Origin of the sequence: Amycolatopsis orientalis (genome assembly GCF_000943515.2) — a bacterium.
Classification (GTDB): domain Bacteria; phylum Actinomycetota; class Actinomycetes; order Mycobacteriales; family Pseudonocardiaceae; genus Amycolatopsis; species Amycolatopsis orientalis.
In genome coordinates this window covers 1,273,451-1,292,741 of the sequence record NZ_CP016174.1, presented here as the reverse complement: position 1 = coordinate 1,292,741, position 19,291 = coordinate 1,273,451, and the positions used below count along the sequence as shown (strand labels likewise).

General features: G+C 69.6%; 19 protein-coding genes and 1 pseudogene. 12 read left to right on the top strand and 8 right to left on the bottom strand.

The window, feature by feature from the left end; genetic code table 11:
• Nucleotides 1–29 precede the first annotated feature (29 nt).
• Nucleotides 30–1,100 (top strand): class II fructose-bisphosphatase, encoded by a 1,071-nt coding sequence (gene glpX / locus SD37_RS06290; protein WP_037306507.1) that lies wholly within the window; start codon nucleotides 30–32, stop codon nucleotides 1,098–1,100.
• A 9-nt stretch (nucleotides 1,101–1,109) separates the two neighbouring features.
• The gene (locus SD37_RS06285) at nucleotides 1,110–1,898 is read left to right on the top strand and encodes a S1 family peptidase (protein ID WP_044852252.1); all 789 of its coding nucleotides are present in this window, start codon (nucleotides 1,110–1,112) and stop codon (nucleotides 1,896–1,898) included.
• 311 nt (nucleotides 1,899–2,209) lie between these two features.
• Here SD37_RS06285 and SD37_RS06280 read toward each other — a convergent pair whose 3' ends face one another.
• Nucleotides 2,210–3,199, bottom strand: coding sequence for an NAD(P)/FAD-dependent oxidoreductase (locus SD37_RS06280; RefSeq protein WP_044852251.1), 990 nt, complete (start codon nucleotides 3,197–3,199; stop codon nucleotides 2,210–2,212).
• 113 nt (nucleotides 3,200–3,312) lie between these two features.
• Here SD37_RS06280 and SD37_RS06275 point away from each other — a divergent pair, with 113 nt between their 5' ends.
• On the top strand, nucleotides 3,313–4,710 hold the full coding sequence (locus SD37_RS06275; protein ID WP_037306504.1) for a class II fumarate hydratase: 1,398 nt from the start codon (nucleotides 3,313–3,315) through the stop codon (nucleotides 4,708–4,710).
• Here the strand turns inward: SD37_RS06275 and SD37_RS06270 are convergent.
• The gene (locus tag SD37_RS06270; protein ID WP_044852250.1) at nucleotides 4,707–5,288 is read right to left on the bottom strand and encodes a TetR/AcrR family transcriptional regulator; all 582 of its coding nucleotides are present in this window, start codon (nucleotides 5,286–5,288) and stop codon (nucleotides 4,707–4,709) included. The two genes, SD37_RS06275 and SD37_RS06270, sit on opposite strands and share 4 nt — an antisense overlap.
• Between SD37_RS06270 and SD37_RS44260 the strand changes: the two are divergent.
• Nucleotides 5,287–5,634, top strand: a pseudogene (locus tag SD37_RS44260) (SRPBCC family protein); the annotation flags it as partial. The gene SD37_RS06270 and the pseudogene SD37_RS44260 sit on opposite strands and share 2 nt — an antisense overlap.
• Here the strand turns inward: SD37_RS44260 and SD37_RS06265 are convergent.
• On the bottom strand, nucleotides 5,518–6,615 hold the full coding sequence (locus SD37_RS06265) for a DMT family transporter (protein WP_044852249.1): 1,098 nt from the start codon (nucleotides 6,613–6,615) through the stop codon (nucleotides 5,518–5,520). The pseudogene SD37_RS44260 and the gene SD37_RS06265 sit on opposite strands and share 117 nt — an antisense overlap.
• Before the next feature lie 130 nt (nucleotides 6,616–6,745).
• On the opposite strand from SD37_RS06265, the gene SD37_RS06260 reads away from it, so the two are divergent.
• From SD37_RS06260 to SD37_RS06250, 3 genes are all read left to right on the top strand, one after another.
• Nucleotides 6,746–7,480, top strand: a complete 735-nt coding sequence (locus SD37_RS06260) for a hypothetical protein (protein WP_044852248.1) — start codon at nucleotides 6,746–6,748, stop codon at nucleotides 7,478–7,480.
• Between the two features lie 61 nt (nucleotides 7,481–7,541).
• Nucleotides 7,542–8,384 (top strand): helix-turn-helix transcriptional regulator, encoded by an 843-nt coding sequence (locus SD37_RS06255; protein ID WP_044852247.1) that lies wholly within the window; start codon nucleotides 7,542–7,544, stop codon nucleotides 8,382–8,384.
• A gap of 404 nt (nucleotides 8,385–8,788) precedes the next feature.
• Nucleotides 8,789–10,300, top strand: coding sequence for an ATP-dependent DNA ligase (locus SD37_RS06250; protein ID WP_044852246.1), 1,512 nt, complete (start codon nucleotides 8,789–8,791; stop codon nucleotides 10,298–10,300).
• Between the two features lie 68 nt (nucleotides 10,301–10,368).
• Here the strand turns inward: SD37_RS06250 and SD37_RS06245 are convergent, their stop codons facing one another.
• The 3 genes from SD37_RS06245 to SD37_RS06235 form a co-directional block, all read right to left on the bottom strand.
• Nucleotides 10,369–10,746, bottom strand: coding sequence for a hypothetical protein (locus SD37_RS06245; protein WP_044852245.1), 378 nt, complete (start codon nucleotides 10,744–10,746; stop codon nucleotides 10,369–10,371).
• A complete protein-coding gene (locus SD37_RS06240) occupies nucleotides 10,743–11,084 on the bottom strand; it encodes a hypothetical protein (RefSeq protein ID WP_044852244.1) in 342 nt (113 codons plus the stop codon). Before SD37_RS06240 ends, SD37_RS06245 begins: the two co-directional genes overlap by 4 nt.
• Nucleotides 11,085–11,263: 179 nt before the next feature.
• The gene (locus SD37_RS06235) at nucleotides 11,264–12,082 is read right to left on the bottom strand and encodes an NBR1-Ig-like domain-containing protein (RefSeq protein ID WP_044852243.1); all 819 of its coding nucleotides are present in this window, start codon (nucleotides 12,080–12,082) and stop codon (nucleotides 11,264–11,266) included.
• A gap of 116 nt (nucleotides 12,083–12,198) precedes the next feature.
• On the opposite strand from SD37_RS06235, the gene SD37_RS06230 reads away from it, so the two are divergent.
• Nucleotides 12,199–12,912 carry a Pr6Pr family membrane protein gene (locus SD37_RS06230; protein WP_044852242.1) on the top strand — a complete coding sequence of 238 codons (714 nt, stop codon included), beginning with the start codon at nucleotides 12,199–12,201 and terminating at the stop codon, nucleotides 12,910–12,912.
• On the opposite strand, the gene SD37_RS06225 is transcribed toward SD37_RS06230, so the two are convergent.
• Nucleotides 12,856–14,085, bottom strand: coding sequence for an NADH:flavin oxidoreductase/NADH oxidase family protein (locus SD37_RS06225; protein WP_044852241.1), 1,230 nt, complete (start codon nucleotides 14,083–14,085; stop codon nucleotides 12,856–12,858). The two genes, SD37_RS06230 and SD37_RS06225, sit on opposite strands and share 57 nt — an antisense overlap.
• 154 nt (nucleotides 14,086–14,239) lie before the next feature.
• Here SD37_RS06225 and SD37_RS43595 point away from each other — a divergent pair, with 154 nt between their 5' ends.
• Nucleotides 14,240–14,518 carry a hypothetical protein gene (locus tag SD37_RS43595; protein WP_052674995.1) on the top strand — a complete coding sequence of 93 codons (279 nt, stop codon included), beginning with the start codon at nucleotides 14,240–14,242 and terminating at the stop codon, nucleotides 14,516–14,518.
• A gap of 14 nt (nucleotides 14,519–14,532) precedes the next feature.
• Here SD37_RS43595 and SD37_RS06215 read toward each other — a convergent pair whose 3' ends face one another.
• Complete coding sequence (locus SD37_RS06215; protein ID WP_044852240.1) at nucleotides 14,533–15,015, bottom strand: DUF309 domain-containing protein; 483 nt, start codon at nucleotides 15,013–15,015, stop codon at nucleotides 14,533–14,535.
• Between the two features lie 35 nt (nucleotides 15,016–15,050).
• Here SD37_RS06215 and guaB1 point away from each other — a divergent pair, with 35 nt between their 5' ends.
• Genes guaB1 through SD37_RS06200 form a run of 3 tightly spaced genes read left to right on the top strand, consistent with a single transcriptional unit; the run spans nucleotide 15,051 to nucleotide 19,161 of the window.
• Entirely contained in the window at nucleotides 15,051–16,490 is a 1,440-nt protein-coding gene (gene guaB1, locus SD37_RS06210) for a GMP reductase (RefSeq protein WP_044852239.1), read from the top strand.
• A 32-nt stretch (nucleotides 16,491–16,522) separates the two neighbouring features.
• The gene (locus tag SD37_RS06205; protein WP_236725280.1) at nucleotides 16,523–17,566 is read left to right on the top strand and encodes a glycosyltransferase family 2 protein; all 1,044 of its coding nucleotides are present in this window, start codon (nucleotides 16,523–16,525) and stop codon (nucleotides 17,564–17,566) included.
• Nucleotides 17,563–19,161 (top strand): alkaline phosphatase family protein, encoded by a 1,599-nt coding sequence (locus tag SD37_RS06200; RefSeq protein WP_044852238.1) that lies wholly within the window; start codon nucleotides 17,563–17,565, stop codon nucleotides 19,159–19,161. The genes SD37_RS06205 and SD37_RS06200 overlap by 4 nt, the downstream gene beginning before the upstream one ends.
• Nucleotides 19,162–19,291 lie beyond the last annotated feature (130 nt).

Genomic DNA, 19,291 nt, shown 5'->3' with positions numbered 1-19,291 from the left:
CCGCCGAGTTCCCTGACCCGGGAGGCCTCATGCCCACCCCCACCTCGTCCGCCGGCTCTTCTCGACGCCCTGAAGCGCCCGATCGCAACCTCGCGATGGAATTGGTCCGCGTGACCGAAGCCGCCGCGATGGCCGCGGGCCGCTGGGTGGGGCGCGGGGACAAGATCGGCGGGGACGGCGCCGCCGTGGACGCGATGCGCCAGCTGGTCTCGACCGTGTCGATGCGCGGCGTGGTCGTCATCGGCGAGGGCGAGAAGGACGAAGCCCCGATGCTGTTCAACGGGGAAGAGGTCGGCAACGGCGACGGACCGGACTGCGACGTCGCGGTCGACCCGGTCGACGGCACGACCCTGATGGCGAAGGGCATGCCGAACGCGCTGGCCGTGCTCGCCGTCGCCGAACGCGGCGCGATGTTCGACCCGTCCGCGGTGTTCTACATGGAGAAGCTCGCCGTCGGCCCGGACGCCGCCGGCAAGGTCGACCTGGCCGCCCCGGTCGCGGAGAACATCCGCCGGGTCGCGAAGGCCAAGAACTCCAGCGTTTCCGACGTCACCGTGTGCATCCTCGACCGGCCGCGCCACGAGCGGCTGATCAAGGAGGTCCGCGACGCGGGCGCCCGGATCCGCTTCATCTCCGACGGCGATGTCGCCGGCGCGATCGCCGCGGCCCGGCCGACCACCGGCGTCGACATGCTGCTCGGTATCGGCGGTACCCCGGAAGGCATCATCGCGGCCTGCGCGATGAAGTGCCTCGGCGGCGAACTGCAGGGCCGCCTGTGGCCGAAGGACGACGCCGAGCGCGAGAAGGCGCTGGCCGCGGGCCACGACCTCGATCGCGTCCTCGGGAACGACGATCTCGTCCGCGGCGACAACGTCTTCTTCTGCGCCACCGGCGTCACCGACGGCGACCTGCTGCGCGGCGTGCACTACCGCGCGGGCGGCGCGACGACCCAGTCGATCGTGATGCGGTCGAAGTCCGGCACGGTCCGGATGATCGACGGCTACCACCGGCTGACCAAGCTCCGCTCGTACTCGTCCGTCAACTTCGACGGCCACCTCGACGATTCACTGGAAGACGACGTCGTTCCCCCGCTCCCCTAAGGAGAATCCGTGCTGAAGCGCGTGCTCGTGGTCCTGCTGGCGGCGATGGTCTTGACGCCGGTCGGGCAGGCCACGGGCGCGGGCGACCTCGTCGGCGGCAGAGAGGCCGACGAGCCGTATCCGTTCGTCGTTTCGCTGCATTCGGCCTCCGGTAAGGCTTTCTGCGCCGGGGCGCTGATCACGGCGGAGTGGCTGGTGACGGCCGGGCACTGTGTCGAGGGCAAGAACGCGGCGAATCTGAGCGCGCGGATCGGCAGCAACGACAACACCACCGGCGGCGAAATCGCGAAACTCGCCGAGATCGTGGTGAACCCGGCCTACAACCCGGCGCCCGAACACGCGGGCGGCGATCTCGCGCTGGTGCGGCTGGCCGCTCCGGTGAAGACCGCCCCGATCCCGATCGGGACCATCGTCGCGCCGGGGACGCCGACGCGGCTGCTCGGCTGGGGCCAGACCTGCCCGACCTCGGGCTGTGGCAAGGGCACGGCGAAACTGCAGCAACTGGACACGAAGATCGTCGAAGGCGTGCGCTGTACCGCGAAATTCGACGGCGCCGTCGAGTTGTGCACCGACAATCCGGGCGGGAAGTCGGGTTCGTGCTACGGCGATTCCGGTGGGCCGGAGATCGCGAAGGTCGACGAGAAGTGGGTCCTGCTGGGGACGATCAGCCGTCCGGGCAACGCTGACCCGGTCTGCGCCACTTCGCCTTCGATCGCTACTTCGGTGGTGGCTTACGCGCAGTGGATCGCGGAGAAGACCGCGCCTCCGGTGCCCGCTCCGCCCACTCCGCCTGCTTGAGAGATGTTATGAACGGGACTTTCATTGCAAATTTTGCAATTAAAGTTCCGTTCATAACACTCACTAGATGCGGTGAAGGGGCCCTTGCCCTCATCTCACGCGGCGAAGGGCGCTTTCCCCGCGTCGCATGCGGGGAAAGCGCCCTTCAGCCCCGCCACGGAATCTCGGCCGAACTCCGCAGCTCACGGACGAATAGGGGGACCGGAGAAGCGTCCAGGAAAGGCGCGCGATGGGCAGTGGGTCCAGGTGGTCGTGAGTGGTAAGTGCCGTTAGAACGACACTTACCACTCACGACCAGCCTGGCCCGCGCGCTACTCCGCGTTGCTCGAGTGCCCGGGGAACAGGTGCGCGTCCGGGTCCAGCAGCACCGCGATGTTGTTGACCGCCGTCGCCGCCTCGCCGAACCCGGTCGCGATCAGCTTCACCTTCCCCGGATACGCCGCGACGTCACCCGCCGCGTAGACGCGTTCCCTCGCTGTCGCCATGGTCGAGTCGACCGCGATCGCGCGGTGGTCGATCCGCAGCCCCCAGCTTTCGATCGGCCCCAGATCCGCGGTGAAGCCGAGCGCGGCGACCACCGAATCTGCGGGCAGCACCTCGGGTTCGGCGTCTTTGACCTGGACCTCCACCTCCGCCAGGGTGCCGTCGCGGTCGAGGAACCGGGTGACCTCGGCGTCGGTGATGATCCGCACGCCGAGTTCCCGCACCTGCCGCACGATCGATTCGGCGGCGCGGAACTTCGCGCGCCGGTGCACGAGGGTGACGCTCGCGGCGACCGGGTGCAGGGCGAGCACCCAGTCGAAAGCCGAGTCCCCGCCGCCGACGACGACCACGTGCTGACCGGCGTGCGCCTGCAGCGACGGCACGAAATGGACCATGCCGCGGCCGAGCCAGCCGTCCCCGGCGGGCAGCGGACGCGGAGTGAACTCGCCGATCCCGGCGGTGATCAGCACCGCGCCCGCGCGCAGGACCTGTCCGCCGTCGAGCGTGATGGTGACGCCGTCTTCGACGCTTTCGAGTTTTTCGGCCTTGCGCCCGAGCAGATACGCGGGTTTCCACGGCGCCGCCTGATCGAGCAGGCCCTGCACCAGATCCCGGCCACGGACCTCCGCGAATCCGCCGACGTCGTAGATCATCTTTTCGGGGTACATCGCGGTGACCTGCCCGCCCGCCTCCGGCAATGAATCCACGACGGCCATCGAAAGACCGCGGAATCCCGCGTAATAGGCGGCGAACAGACCAGTCGGACCTGCCCCGATGATGACGAGGTCGTACGACGTTTCCCCAGCGGACTCGCTCATTCGGCACTCTCCCGGCCGGTGGTGGGCGGCGTGATCGAGAACACAATCGATCCTAGCCCTCGCGTGCCGAAAGACACGGAGCGCGCCTGGTGTCCCTGCGCGAAACTTGAGACATGGCTGAACAGGAATTCCGGATCGAACACGACACCATGGGCGAGGTGCGCGTCCCCGTCGACGCCCTCTACCGCGCGCAGACGCAGCGCGCCGTCGAGAACTTCCCGATCTCCGGCCGGGGCCTGGAGCGCGCCCAGATCCGCGCGCTCGGCCTGCTCAAGGCGGCCGCCGCGCGGGTCAACGCGAAGCTCGGTGTGCTGGACACCGACGTCGCCGAGGCCATCGCGAAGGCCGCCGACGAGGTCGCCGAGGGCAAGCACGACGCGCATTTCCCGATCGACGTGTTCCAGACCGGTTCCGGGACCTCGTCGAACATGAACGCCAACGAGGTCATCGCGACACTCGCGTCGAGGGCGCTGGGCCGCGACGTGCATCCGAACGACCACGTCAACGCCTCGCAGTCCTCGAACGACACCTTCCCGACGACGATCCACGTCGCCGCGACGGAAGCCGTGCTGTCCGACGTCATCCCGGCGCTGGAGTACCTGGCCGCCGCGATCGAGACGCGAGCGGCCGAGTGGGCGGACATCGTGAAATCCGGCCGTACGCACCTGATGGACGCCGTCCCGATCACCTTCGGCCAGGAGGCGGGCGCGTGGGCGTCACAGGTCCGGTTCGGTGTCGAGCGGCTGCGTTCGGGCCTGCCACGGCTCGGTGAACTGCCGATCGGCGGCACCGCGGTCGGTTCCGGGCTGAACGCGCCGGAGGGGTTCGGCGCCGCTGTCTCGCAGGAGCTGGCTTCGGTGACCGGCCTTCCGCTGACCGAGGCGCGCGACCACTTCGAGGCGCAGGCGACGCAGGACAGCGTCGTCGAGACGTCCGGGCATCTGCGCACCGTCGCCGTGTCCCTGAACAAGATCGCGAACGACCTGCGCTGGCTGGGTTCCGGCCCGCGCACCGGGCTCGCCGAACTCGCGCTGCCGGATCTGCAGCCGGGCTCCTCGATCATGCCGGGCAAGGTGAACCCGGTGATCCCGGAGGCGACGCTGCAGGTGGTCGCCCAGGTGATCGGGAACGACGCCGCGGTCGCCTTCGCCGGCGCGGCGGGCAACTTCCAGCTCAACGTGAACCTGCCGGTGATCGCGCGCAACGTGCTCGAATCGGCGCGGTTGCTCGCGGCGGTTTCGCGGCTGCTGGCGGACAAGGTGTTCGCGGGCGTGACGGTGAACGCCGACCGCGCGCGCGAGTACGCCGAGGGTTCGCCGTCGATCGTGACGCCGCTCAATAAGTACATCGGCTACGAAGAGGCCGCCGCCATCGCGAAGCAGGCGCTCAAGGAGCTGAAGACGATCCGCGAGGTCGTGCTCGAACGCGGTCACGTCGCGAACGGCAAGCTCACCGAGGCCCAGCTGGACGAAGCGCTCGACGTGCTTCGGATGGCGCGCGGAGGCCGTTAAGCACCGAGAGCGACCACGGCCGCGTGGAGCGGTGAGGCGAGCGAAGCCGCCAGCCCCTCCGACGGCGGCGACTCGGTGAACAGGTGCAGCCAGGTCAGCACCGGACCGAGCAGCAGGGCGTGCACGAGCGCTGGATCGGGCCGTCGCGAGAGTTCCCCTCTCGCGACGGCCCGATCCAGCATTTGGACCAAAAAACCACGTTCACGACCGAGGAAGACCTCCGCGAACCGTTCTTCCAGCACCGGATCCGCCCTGACGTCGGCGAGCAGTGAGGGCAACGCCTTCCGCAGTTCCACACCGTCCAAAGAGGACTGGATCACGGCGAGCACCGCCGCCACGTCGCCCCGCAGCGAACCGGTGTCCTCCGGTGGTTCGAGGTCTTCCGGATGGATCACCGCGGTGAACACGAGTTCCGCCTTGGACCGCCACCGCCGGTAGACCGCGGCCTTGCCGACCCCCGCCCGCGCCGCGACGGCGTCGATCGTGCAGCGCTGGTAACCGGTTTCGGTCAGCAGCGCCCGCACGGCCTCGCGGACCGCGTCGTCGATTCCTTCTTCCCTCGGCCTGCCTCGCACCATGGAGCCAGTTTACGAGACTGACAGTTCCGTATATCGTCCGGGTATGACCTGGACCAGAACCTCCCGCGAAATCCTTCCCTGCCCGCCGTCCGCGCTCTGGGCGCCGCTGGCCGATTTCACCCGGTGGCCCGAGTGGGACCCCGACCTCGTCAGCGTCGAACTGCACGGTCCCGCCGAGGTGGGATCGACCGGTTTCCTCGTACCGACCGGATTCCGCGGCCGGTTGCACTCACGGGTCGCCGAGCCGTTCACCATCACGTCGCTGGCCCAGCACCGCGAGATCGCCTTCCGCCAGCCGATCCCCTTCGGCGCCATGGATCTCACGCTGAGGCTCACCGCGGTCGGCGGCGGGACGGAATTCGTCCAGGAGGTCACGTTCGCCGGGCCGCTGCGCGCGGTCATGGTCGGGATCATCGGCGGTGACGTCGTCAATCACTTCGACGTCAAGTGCGCCCGGCTCACCGACCTCGCGGCGGCGCAGGCCGATCACGACGCCTGAAGACACCAGCGCGACCCCGATCAGCTGGGAGAAACGGAAATCCTGCATTCCCAGCGCCAAGGAGACGGTGAGCCCCGCGACCGGCATCAGCCCGACCAAGACCCCCGCCCGGTCGGCGCCCAGCACCGAAACCGCCGAGTACCAGAGCACGAACGCCAGCGTCGTGACGACGATCGTCAGGTAGCCCAGCGCGATCAGTTCCCGCCCGTCCGGCAACGCCCACGCGCCGGACGGATCGGCGATCGTGCCCGCCACGGCGCCGCCGACGCCCGCGACGCAGCAGCTCCAGGTCGCGGTCGCCATCGGCCCGAGCCGGTCAAGCAGGCCGACGGCCAGCAGCGTGAACAGCGCCTCGCACACCATCGCCAACGCCGCCAGCACCAGTCCCTGCCACCGTGCCGCGCCGCCACCGGAGAGCACCGCGATCCCGAGTCCCGCGAGGATCGCGCCGGTCACCGTGTCGAGCGACGGCCGCCGCCCCGCCGCCAGCGGGGCGGCGATCGCGAGCACGAGCGGCGTGCCACCGAGGAACGCGGCGACCAGGCCGGGTTCGGCGTAGCGCTGCGCGAACAGCAGGCACGCCTGGAAACCGATCATCCCGGTCGCCGCGACGGCGATCAGCGACGGCACGTCGCGCAGCGCGGGCAGCGGCATCGGACGTCCGAGCAGCCGCGCCCACCCCAGCAGGAGCACCCCCGCCAGCGCGTAGCGCAGCGCCTGTCCGGTGATCACCGGGTAACCGTCGAGCATTCCCGTCACCGGCACGGACGCGCCGACGATCAGCACCCCCAGTACGCCGACCGTCACACTTCTTCGTTCGCTGTCCATGCCTTCACGATGTCGGCGTTTTGGTCCGAAGCACAGGGCCAGATCGCGGCGGAGTGACAGGACCATAAATCGGCGCAACCGGAACCGGCGCGGTTTCCGTCTCCGGGGTATGCGCCTGGGGATCGTTTTCATGCCGTTGTTCGTGCTGGTGGCCGCCTGCGGTGGTGGGCCGCCGCCACCGTCGGATCCGGGCACGCTGCTCTTGCGTGCCAAGACCCACGTCGGCATGCCGAGCCCGAAACCCGCGCTGCTGCCCGAATTCAGTCTCTACGGCGGCGGGAGGCTGCTCGTTCCCGGTGAATCCGAGGGGGCCTTGCAGGTCGTCCGCGAGAAACACCTGGACGACGAGGCGGCGAGAAGCGTCTACGACGCGGCTTACGACGCCGACCTCGACCGCGACGAATACGTGCCCAACGACGTGATCGATGGCTATCTGCTCGTCTTCACGCTGTACGGCGGACATCAGGTCCGCGCCTCCACCCCGGAGCGCGAATCCGGTGGCAGGCTTGAGGAACTCGCCGATTTCCGGGAAGACCTGGCCGAGGTCGCGAAGGGCGCCACTGAGGCCGCCGGCACCTACCGGCCGACCCGGCTGGCCGCTATCGCCTGGGCGTCCTCTCAGCATCCCGAGACTTCCGATGTGCGGCCGTGGCCCTTCGCGCCCTTCACCGGTACTCGACACGTCGACGGCGGTCTCTGCGTCGTCGTCGAAGGAGAAGCCGTGCGCGAGGCCGAGAAGCTGGCGCGGTCCGCCACCGCCGGGACGCGATGGCGGACCGCGGAAACGACCTGGCTCGTCGTCTTCCGCCCCCTCCTGCCCGACGAGAAGTCCTGCGCGGATCTGGTCGTCCCACCGCAGGGCTAGGCACAGCCTGGGTCTGTCAGGACCAGGCACGCACCCGGCGGGGTCCGGGATACTCGACGGCATGAGCGACACGGCCGAACTGGGCGAATTCCTCAAGGCACGCAGGGCCGCGCTGGACCCGGCCGACCTCGGCCTGCCGACGGGGTTCAACCAGCGGCGGGTCGCCGGGCTGCGGCGCGAGGAGCTGGCGCAGCTGGCCGGGATCAGCGTCGACTACTACACGCGGCTCGAACAGGGCCGGGCGCGCAACGTCTCCGATTCGGTCCTCGAATCGCTGAGCCGGGCGCTTCGGCTGCACCGCGACGAGGAGACCTACCTCCGCAATCTCGCCGCGCCGAAACGCAAACGCCTCGCGCGGCCGCGGGCACAGCGCGTCCGGCCGGAACTGCAGACGATGCTGAACGCCCTCCACTCACCCGCGTTCGTCTTCGGCCGCTATCTGGACGTGCTGGCCTGGAATTCGCTCGGCGGGGCGCTGTCGTTCGACTTCGCCGCCTGCGGCCCCGGCGAGCGCAACATCCCGAAGATGTTCTTCCTCGACGAGAACGCGCGGGAAATGCATCCGGAGTGGGAGACCGTGGCGAAGGAGGTCGTGGCGAACCTGCGATCCGAGAGCGGGAAGTACCCGGACGACCCGTACCTCGCGCAGCTCGTCGGCGAACTCTCCCTGGGCAGCGAGGAGTTCCGGAAACTGTGGGCGAAGCACACCGTGCGCGAGAAGGCGCACGCGTGGAAGGTGATGATCAATCCGATCGTGGGTGAACTCCGGCTGCGCTACGAGACGCTGCGGCTGCCGGACGATCCGGACCAGGCCCTGGTGATCTACACCGCCGAGCCCGGCTCCGACAGCGAACGGGCGCTCGGCCTGCTCGCGAGCTGGGTCGCCGATCCCGCGCACGCCTGATCGCCCTTTCTCAGCGGGAGGCCGGGAGGGCTCCTTGAGGGACTTGTATTTGCTGACCTACTGGTGTGGCCGGGAGTGGGGTTCGGGACGGTGAACCTCTCGGCTCCTCCATTTCTCACCTCGTTGATGAAGGAGCTGGGACGTCGAACGTCCCAAATCCTTCATCAACCGCGCCCTGTTTCGTCTCCGCGCTGGCTTTGAGAAACTCAGCACCACCGGGCGCAACAGCGGCGCATGAAGCCCCCTTCACGCGGCTCAGCTGAGGAAACTCGACCTCCACACCTTCCCGAAGTCCTTGAAGCCGGCGGCTCAAAGCCAGCGACCCGGTCACCACCCGCGCACGCCTGACCGCCCGGCACGCGCTTCACCGCGAAACTGTCGGTGCCCCGGGTCATGATGGACCCATGTTGCTCACCGCGGTGGTGACCGCTTCGGCCGAACTGGCCGCCACGAGGTCCAGGAAGGCGAAGATCGCCACCCTGGCCGCGCTGCTGCGCGCCGCCGACGAGCTGGAGCTTCCCGCCGTGGTCGCGTTCCTCACCGGGCAGCCGACGCAGGGCCGGATCGGCACCGGGTGGCGGACGCTGGCCGAGCTGAACGCGGCTCCGGCCGCCGAGCCGTCGTTGACCGTGGCGGAGGTCGACACGGCACTCGGCACGGTGGGGGCGGCGTCCGGTTCGGGCTCGGTGAAGCTGCGCGCGGAGACGTTGCGGGCGCTGTTCACCAAGCTGACCAAGGCCGAGCAGGAGTTCCTGTTCCGGCTGCTCACCGGCGAGCTGCGGCAGGGCGCGCTCGAAGGGATCATGGTCGACGCCATCGCGGCGGCGTCGGAGATCCCGGCCGAAGACGTCCGGCGGGCGTTCATGCTGTCCGGGCAGCTCCCGGTGACAGGCCTGGCGGCGATGACAGGCGGCAAGGAGCGGTTGGCGGAGTTCAAGCTGGCCTTGGGCAGGCCCATCCGGCCGATGCTGGCGTCGCCGGCGGAGTCGCTGGACGAGGCGATCACCGAACATGCCGAAGCGCTGGTCGAGTACAAGATGGACGGCGCGCGGATCCAGGTCCACCGCGACGGCGACGAGGTGCACGTCTACACCAGGACACTGCGGGAGATCACCGGCAGCGTCGCCGAACTGGTGGAACTCGTGCGCTCCCTGCCCTGCACGTCGGTGGTGCTCGACGGCGAGACGCTGGCACTGACCGACGACGGCAGGCCGAGGCCGTTCCAGGAGACGATGAGCCGGTTCGGCAGCACGCGCGAGGAGCAGGTCAAGGCGTTGCTGCTGCGGCCGTACTTCTTCGACTGCCTGCATCTCGACGGCGTCGACCTGCTGGACGCGCCACTGTCCGAACGGAACGAGGCTCTGCGCAAGGTCGCCGGGGAGCACGTCATCCCCGGCGAGATCGCGCCCGCCTCGGCCGAAGGGGTGCTGGAAGCGGCGATGGCCGCCGGGCACGAGGGCGTGATGGTCAAGGACCTCGCGTCGCCGTACGCGGCGGGCCGTCGTGGGCGGGCGTGGCTCAAGGTGAAGCCGGTGCACACGATCGACCTGGTCGTACTCGCCGCGGAATGGGGACACGGCAGGCGCACCGGCACGCTGTCGAATCTGCATCTCGGCGCGCGTGACCCCGACGGCGGGCCGCCGATCATGGTCGGCAAGACGTTCAAGGGGATGACCGACGAGCTGCTGGCCTGGCAGACGAAGACGTTCCAGGAGATCGAGACACACCGCACGGATTGGACGGTGCACGTCCGGCCGGAGATCGTCGTCGAGATCGAACTCGACGGGGCCCAGGTGAGCACGCGGTATCCGGGCGGGCTGGCGCTGCGGTTCGCGCGCGTCGTGCGGTACCGGCCCGACAAGGAGGCCGGCGACGCCGACACGATCGACACCGTCCGGGGCCTCCTCAAGCCTTAGAACCCGCGTTTCGTCCTCTGATCGCGTTCCTTGCGCGTGCAAGTACCGCGATCAGAGGACGAAACGCATCAGTAGCAGCGGTCCGAGGAGATCCGGTACGTGTAGTTGTTCGAGAGGTTGGAGGTCACCTCGAACCGGATCTTGTGATAGACCGGCGGCTCCCCGAGCACGCCGTGCTTCACCGTGCGCTCCTTGCCGGGCGCGATGGCCCCGCTCCAGATGCCCTTGTCGAAGACGTCGTCGATGATCTGGACGAGCATTCCCCGGTAGTCGTGGTTGTGCACGGTGATGTCGATGCTCTGCCCCGCGCTCACCTCGACGACCTTGGTCGACGCGCCCATCAGCGGCCCGCCCTCACAGACCTTCGACGCCGCCGAAGCGGACGGTGCCATCAGCAGGGTGCCGGCCAGGGCGACCGGGACGACGGCGAACAGCTTCTTCTTCATCGGTTCCCCACAACGGTCTTGACGACATTGGACTGGACGGCGAGGTCGAGGCCGATCTTCATGTTCCCGCCGCAGTAGGCCTTCTGGCCGTTCTTGAAGTGGACGGTCAGATCCCCGGCGCATTCGAAGACCTTGACGTCCCAGGTACGCGTGCCCGGCTTCAGGCAGATCGCGTCCTTCCCGGCCCGGCGCATCCAGCCGTGATAGCCGGATTCACAGGTAATGATCGGATCACTGCCCGAGGCGGACGACGGCGCCGCCTGCGCGGCGGTCACCGGCAGGAGCGCGACGGTGAGCGCTGTCCCGGCCAACGCGGCGACCTTGACATACGGACGCATGGATTCCCTTTCCGCAATTAATGTGAGAGTGTTTCGGAAAATCCCCATCCGGAATTCCGGACGCCGATGACGTTAAGGGCGTCCGTGATCACTCGGGAAGCGAATCGCGACCAGGAAATGGCCATGGCCATTGAAAGAACGTCCACGCAGGTCAGCGCTTTGGCCATCGGGCCGGATGGTCAAATGACGCGGACCGAGAAGTACACCGCGCGGGCGTGCGGCAGCAGGATGTGGCCCTGCTCGTCCGCCATCTTCCAATAGACCTGGCAATGCCCGGGGTTCTCGGGCGCGCGGACGTCGACCGAGACCCGCACATGCTCGCCGGGCGCCGTCTGCGGTACCGGCACGCGTTCGGGCGTGACGCATTCGCCCGGATTGCCGAACGAGCCGGCGCGGACGAGATAGCGGCCGACCCATCCGACCGTTCCCGCGTTGCGCAGTTCCCACGTCTTCACGAACGCCGACCCGGCCCGCACCTCGCTGCCATCGGGCACGGTCACGTCGGCGACGAATTCGGACGCGTCACCGACGGGAACCGAGGGCGACGCGGGCCCGAAAGGATTGACGAAAACCAGCACCAACGCCGCTGCGAGGACCAGCGCCACGGCCCCCGCGAGCACGAACGCCGTCCGCCGCGCGCGTTCGGGAGCGGGTTCGGGCACGGGACCGGCGGTCAGCGCGTCACGCGCGCGTTCCCATTCGCCGCGCCAGGTGTGGCGGACCTCGTCCTCGTCATCGCCCAGCACCCCGACGGCGAGCACGCGCACGAACTCCCAGGACGTCTCCCAACTGGGCAGATGCCGTCCGCGCGCGGCGGCGGAAAGCGCGGACTTCGAAGCGAGCGCGCCGTACTCGTCGCGCATGCGGTCGTAGGAAGGGTCGCCCGCGGCCCGTTTGAGTTCCCAGAGCCGCCGCGCGAACCCGGCGACGGGTCCGCTGTCCTCCGCCGGTCCACGGGCGACCCGCCCGCGGCGCCCCGGCTCCCGCTCGACGTCCATCGCCTCCACGATATGACCCGTCGAGCGGGATTCCCCGGCGGCGGCCCGCCCCGATCGAGTGGCGACTTGCGGTGGTGACGGGACGTTCCCGCCCGGTCACCCATAAAGTAGGCGAAATGCAGGCTTCCAAGATCGCGCGTGCCTGGTTCGGCGCGACAGCGCTGGTGGTGATCGCCGGTCTCGCCGCTCAGATCCCGGTCTCGGCGGGCACCACGGGCGGCACCTTCCAGACCCCGGCCGGACGGGTGGCCAACCTGCTGGCCTTCTTCACCATCGACTCGAACATCCTGGTCGGCGTCGGCGGGCTGCTGCTCGCGCTCGGCGTCGCGGGCCGGTCGACGCTGTCCGGCGTGCTGCGGCTCACCGGTCTCGTCGGCATCACCGTGACCGGCGTCGTCTTCCAGGTGGCGCTGGCCGACCTCTACGACCTGCACGGCTGGGCCGCCTTCGCCGACACGATGCTGCACAAGGTGTCACCCCTGATGTGCGTCGCGGGCTGGCTGCTGTTCGGGCCGCGCGGCCAGCTGTCGTGGCGGGTACTGGGGTGGTCGCTGCTGTACCCGCTGGGCTGGCTCGCGGTCACGCTGGTGCGCGGCGCGTTCATCGGGTTCTATCCGTACCCGTTCGTCGACCCCGGCATCAACGGCTACGGCGGGGTCGCCTTCAACTGCGTGCTGATCGGCGTGCTGTTCACCGGGCTCGCGGCGGCCGCGGTCGGCTTCGACCGCACCTTCACCCGCCGCGACGAGCCCGAAGACTTCGCCGAGGACGAACTAGCCGCGGACCCGGCGGAAGGCGTTGAGCGGATCCGCGACGCCGGCACGTACTAGCGTCCGCACCGCGCCGAGCCGCCGGTCCACCGGTTTCCCGGCGGCGACCCGGTGCATCTGCTGGGTGTGCCACTGGATTTCGAGCAGGCTGTCGGCCAGCCGGATCCCGGTCCGCGGGGCCTCGCGCTCGGCGCGGACGTCCTCGCCGCGCAGCAGCCGCCCTGGCAGTCCCGGGTCGACGATCAGCGGCCTGCCGAGGCCGACGACGTCGAGCGCGCCGGACCGCAGCGCGGCCGCCATGCCGTCCGGGCTGGTGAAACCGCCGGTGACCATCAGCGCGACGTCGGTGAGCTGCCGGGCTTTCGCGGCGTAGTCGAGGAAGTAGGCCTCACGGCTGGCGGTGCTCGCCCGGCCGGGGCCCATCATGGCCGCCTTCTCGTAAGTGCCGCCGGAGACCTCCAGCAGGTCGATCCCCGCTTCCCCGAGTTCGCGGACGACTTCGAGCGATTCCTCCTCGCTGAAACCACCGCGCTGGAAGTCCGCGCTGTTGAGCTTGACCGCGACCGGCACGGAGTCGCCGACCTCGGCACGCACGCGGGCGACCACTTCGAGCAGGAACCGGCGCCGCCGCAGGGCGTCGCCACCCCAGCCGTCGGTGCGCTGGTTGGTGAGCGGCGACAGGAACTGCGAGACGAGGTAGCCGTGCGCGCCGTGGATCTGGACGCCGTCGAACCCGGCGTCGACGACCGTGCGCGCGGCCACGCCGAAGCGGTCGATGATCGCTTCGATCTCGTCGCCGGTGAGCGCCCGCGGTGTCGCGAACACGGATCGGATACCGCGGTCGCCGAACGGCACCGCGGACGGCGCGACGGGCTGCCGGGAAAGGAATCGCGGGCTCTGGCGGCCGGGATGGTTGAGCTGGACCCACACCCCGGCCCCGGTCCCGTCGGCCGACCGCGCCCACGACTTGAACTCGGTCGCGTCCGGCTCCCGCGGCACCGCGACGTTGCGCGGTTCGCCGAGCGCGGTGGGGTCGACCATGACATTGCCGGTGATCAGCGTCCCGGCGCCGCCCCGCGACCACGTCCGGTACAGCTCGGCCAGTTCCGGGGTGGGCCGGTTGCGGCGATCGCCGAGTTGCTCGCTCAGCGCGGCCTTGGCCAGCCGATTCGGCAGGATCGCGCCGCACCGCAGTTCGAGCGGCTGGGCCAGCAGTTCCTTGGACTCGCTCATCGCGCTTCCTCCCGCCGTTACCTACTGAGCAGTATCCCTACTCGAAGTAACATACTCGCGGTATGTCGAGTACTCAAGGTGTGCCGACGCCGAAGGGGTTGTCGATCACCTCGACGACCAAGTCGACGATCATCAAGGCCAAGTCACCGGACACGTGCACCTGGCGAGGAGCGACCTTGACGGGCTGCCCGAGCGCGAGGATCCCGCCGTTCGCGGCCCGGCGGGCTCGGCGGTCAACGGCACACTGAGTGAATGCGTCATGCGGACAGCGAAATCGGGCCACTGGACGACGCTGGTCCTCCGTGAGCTGATGGGCGGAGCCCGGTCCTTCGGCGACCTGACCGCGCGAGGCCTCGCCGTCCGCGAGGAACTGCCGGGCTTCCCGAGCCGGACCAGCTCACCCCGGCAGGACTCGCCCTGCGGCCGCTGTTGATCGAGCTGTACCGCTCAGGCTCGGCGCTGCTGGCGGAGTAGCCGGGGCGCGACCGGCTCCACCCGTGCCCGCGTCTTCACCTCGTCGGCCATCGCCCGCGCCCACGCCTGCAGCCCGGGGACGTCGATCCCGTGCGGCCGCGCCTCGCGGAACGGCTCGATGTTGACCGCGCCGCGCTCCAGCAGCGAGGCCGCGCCGTTCCCGTTTCCCCTGGCCACGTGGGTCAAGCCGACAGCGAGCTGCGCGAGACCGCGCCAGAGCTCCCGGTCGGGTCCGCCGGTGGTCTTCCACGCGTCCTCGAACACCTCGTGCGCGTGAAACGGGCGGCCCGCGTCGAGCAGGCGCTGGGCCTCGGCGATGGTGTCCTCGGGGGTCCGTTCGATGCCCTCTGGCTGCCGCTCGACCCCGTCCGCGCCGTACGGGAGCGGCCTGCCGAGGCCGTCCCGGGGGCGCGCGTTGCGGGCTCGTCCGGCTTCGTCGCGGTCCCGGTCGGTCATGCCGCCATTGTCCCACGCGGGTATCCTGGGGCCTCGTGCGCTTTCTCGACGGGCATCGGCCCGCTCACGACCTGACCTACGACGACGTGTTCCTCCTGCCGAACCGTTCGGACGTGGAGTCCCGCTTCGACGTCGACCTGTCCACTGTGGACGGCACCGGTGCGACGATCCCGATCGTGGTGGCCAACATGACCGCCGTCGCGGGCCGCCGGATGGCCGAGACGGTCGCCCGGCGGGGCGGGCTCGTGGTCCTGCCGCAGGACGTCGACGTGGCCGCGGTCGCCGACATCGTCACCTGGGTCAAGAGCCGTCACCCGGTGTGGGACACCCCGCTCGTGCTGACCGGCGGGGACGCGGTGGCCGACGCGCTGAACCTGGTCGGCAAACGCGCCCACGGCGCCGTCGTCGTGGTGGACGAGGACGGCAAGCCCGTCGGCGTCGTCGACGAAGCGGCCTGCGCCGGTGTCGACCGCTTCGCGCGGCTGGCCGACGTCGCGGAGCCCGCCGTCGTCACGGTCCCGCTGGACACCCCGCCGCGTGAGGTTTTCGAGCGCCTGCACGACCACGGTGGCCGTCTCGCCCTCGGCATCGACGAGAACGGCAGGCTCGCGGGTGTCCTGACCGAGATCGCGGCACTGCGCGCGGAGATCTACACCCCGGCCGTCGACGACGGCGGGAACCTGCGCGTCGCCGCCGCGATCGGCGTGAACGGCGACGTCGCGGCCAAGGCCGAAGCCGTCCTCGCGGCGGGCGTCGACGTGCTGGTCGTCGACACCGCGCACGGGCACCAGGAGAAGATGATCTCCGCGCTCAAGGCCGTCCGTTCGGTGAACCCGCGGGTCCCGGTCGTCGCCGGGAACGTCGTCACCGCGGAGGGCACCCGCGACCTGATCCACGCGGGCGCGGACGTCGTCAAGGTCGGCGTCGGCCCCGGCGCCATGTGCACCACGCGGATGATGACCGGCGTCGGCCGCCCGCAGTTCTCCGCCGTCGCCGAATGCGCGGCCGCGGCCCGCGAACTCGGCAAGCACGTCTGGGCGGACGGCGGCGTGCGGCATCCGCGCGACGTCGCGCTGGCGCTCGCGGCAGGCGCGTCCGCGGCGATGGTCGGCTCCTGGTTCGCCGGTACCCACGAATCCCCCGGTGACCTTCGCTACGACGAGCAGGGCAAGCCGTACAAGGAGTCGTTCGGCATGGCGTCGAAGCGCGCCGTCGGTGCCCGCACGCGGACTGACAACGTCTTCGAGCGCGCGAAGAAGGGTCTGTTCGAAGAGGGCATCTCGGCGTCGCGGATGGCCCTGGACCCGGCTCGCCCCGGCGTCGAGGATCTGCTCGACTCCATCGGCTCCGGTGTCCGGTCGGCCTGCACGTACGCGGGCGCGCGGACGCTGGAGGAGTTCCACGAGCGCGCGGTGCTCGGCATCCAGTCGGCCGCTGGTTTCGCGGAGGGACGCCCGCTTCCCGCTGGCTGGTGATCCCGGGCCCGGATAGCACTATGGTGCACCGGGTGAGGCCCCTCAGACGGATCGTGGCGGCGGCGCTGGACCGCCGCCGCCACTCCGACAACGACGAAATCGCCGAACTCCGGTCCCTGATCGCCGCCCAGGCCGCGGAACTGGAGCGGCTGCGCGGAGTGCTGGAGCACCACACCGCCTGGCTGCAGGACCACGGCGGGGCGCTGCGGGACGCCGATGCCCGCACCACCACGGTGGAAGCCCGGCAGCGCGCCCTCGACGAGCGGCAGGAAGCGCTCGACGGCTGGCTCGACGGCCACGACACCGCGTTCCACGGTCTCCACATCCGCACCGAACAGCTCGAAGCTGCCCGTGACGTCCGCACCTTCACCCACTGGCTCGATCAGCACGAACTCGCGGCCACGCCGAAGATCTCGATCGTCCTGCCGACGCACAACCGCGCCGAGCTGCTGCCGCGCGCGATCGCTTCGGTCGAGGCACAGCGTTATCTCAACTGGGAACTGGTGATCGTCGACGACGCCAGCGCGGATTCCACGCCCAAGGTGCTCGCCGCCCTCGAAGACCCGCGTATCCGGACGATCCGCGTCGCGCACGGCGGGGTCTGCGCCGCCCGCAACGCGGGGCTGGCCGAGGTCACCGGCGACGTCGTCGCCTACCTCGACGACGACAACACCATGCATCCGTTGTGGCTCAAGGCGTTGGCCTGGGCGTTCGGTGGGCATCCGGAGATCACCGCGGCCTACGGCGGTTTCGTCATCGACGACATCGGCGGCCTGCCGACCCTGTTCCTGCGGCGATACGACCGGGAAACGCTGCTGGAGGAGAATCTCGCCGACATCGGCGCGGTCGCGCACCGCGCGGGCCTGCCCGAGGCCCGGTTCGACGAGTCCTTGGTCGAGATGGGCGACTGGGACCTGCTCCTGGCGTTGACCGCGGACCGCGATCCCCTGGTCATCCCGGCGATCTCCTGCTACTACTCGACGGCGTCCGAGGACAGGCTTTCCCACGGGCCCACCTACGACACCGACTTCGCGGCCATCCGCCGCAAACATTCCGGAACCGAGGACACCCCGTGAGCGAACCCGCCAAGATCCTCGTCGTCGCCCTCGACGCGTGCGACCCCGCCACGATCCGTGAACTCGCCGCGGCCGGCGAAGTACCGACGCTGGCACGCCTGCTCGAAAGCAGCGCGTCGGCGACGACGCACAACCCGTACGGCCTGTTCGTCGGCTCGCTGTGGAGCAGTTTCTTCACCGCCCGCACGGCCGCGCGGACCGGGTTCCACTGCTGGGAAGAGGTCGACACCAAGACCTACGAACGGCGGTTGACCAGCCCGCTGGAAATCCGGGGCACCCCGTTCTGGGAGACGCTTTCCGAAGCGGGCAAACGCGTCGCCGTCCTCGACGTCCCGCATTCCCGCGCGGACAAACCGCTCAACGGCGTCATGGTGAGCGAATACGCCTGCCACGACAGGCATTTCGGCTTCCACACCTCACCGCCGGAACTGGCGAAGGAGATCGAGGCCGAGGTCGGGCTCACGCCGATCCTCACCGCCGAACCGGATCTGGTCCGCGACTGGGCCCCGGACGACTACCTCCACCGCGAAGGTCCACATCGGACACCCGGCGAGGAACGCGCGCTGACCCACGGGCTCGTCGCGGGGATCGGCCAGAAGACCCAGGTGTCGACCAAGCTGCTCGCCGAAGGCGGCTGGGATCTTTTCCTTTCGGTGTACGGAGAATCCCACAGCATCGGCCATCAGCAGTGGCATCTGCACGATCCCGCGCACCGCGACCACGACCCGGCGCTCTCCGCCGAACTGGATCCGATCCGCTCGGTCTACCGGAGCCTCGACACCGCGATCGGCGAGCATCTCGCCCTGGCCGGACCGGACACCACGGTCTTCGTGCTACTGAGCCACGGCATGGGGCCCAGGTACGAGGGAAGTCATCTGCTGCACGAGATCCTGCGGCTGCTCGACGAGGTCGAGTCCGGCGGGCTTCGCGGCAGTGGCCCGATGACACTGGCCAAACGCGCGTACTCCGCGCTACCCGGTCCACTGAGGACGGCACTGGCGTCCGCGGCGATGCCCTTGCTGCGCAAGCGGCTGGCCGCGGCACCCCTGCCGGCGGTACCGAACTGGGCGACCGCCGAACAGCGGTCGAAGCAGCGTTTCTACCTGTCCCCCAACAACTTCGTCTTCGGCGGCGTGCGGATCAACCTCGTCGGCCGCGAACCGCATGGCGTCGTCCGGCCGGGCGCCGAGTACGAGGCCGTCTGCGCGCGGCTGACCGAGGACCTGCTCTCGCTGGTCAACGTCGCGACCGGAAAGCCTGTCGTGCGCGAGGTTTCGCGCACCAGCGACCACTACGACCGCGAGGCCGACGACACCCTGCCGGATCTGCTGATCGACTGGGCACGTACCGGTCCGATCGAAACGGTGTGGTCGCCCAAAACCGGTGTCGTCTATGGCCCGGACGAGCATTGGCGCACCGGCGACCACCGCCCGGACGGACTGCTGCTCGCCAGTGGGCCGGGTTTCGAGCCGGGCGCGAAGCTGCCGGATCTGGACGTCGTCGACCTGGGCGCGACCCTCTCCGCGATGCTCGGCGTCGAACTCACCGACGACGTGGACGGACGGCCGCTCCCCTGGGCGAAACCGGTCACCTGAGCGCCATGAAGACCGCAGGAGCGAGGTGTCCGCGGGGCCGGGATCGTCGATGAAGGAATCTGGACACTCAACGTCCCAATTCCTTCATCGTCGCGAAGTGTTCCGTCCGGAACCTTGATCAAAGGAGGAT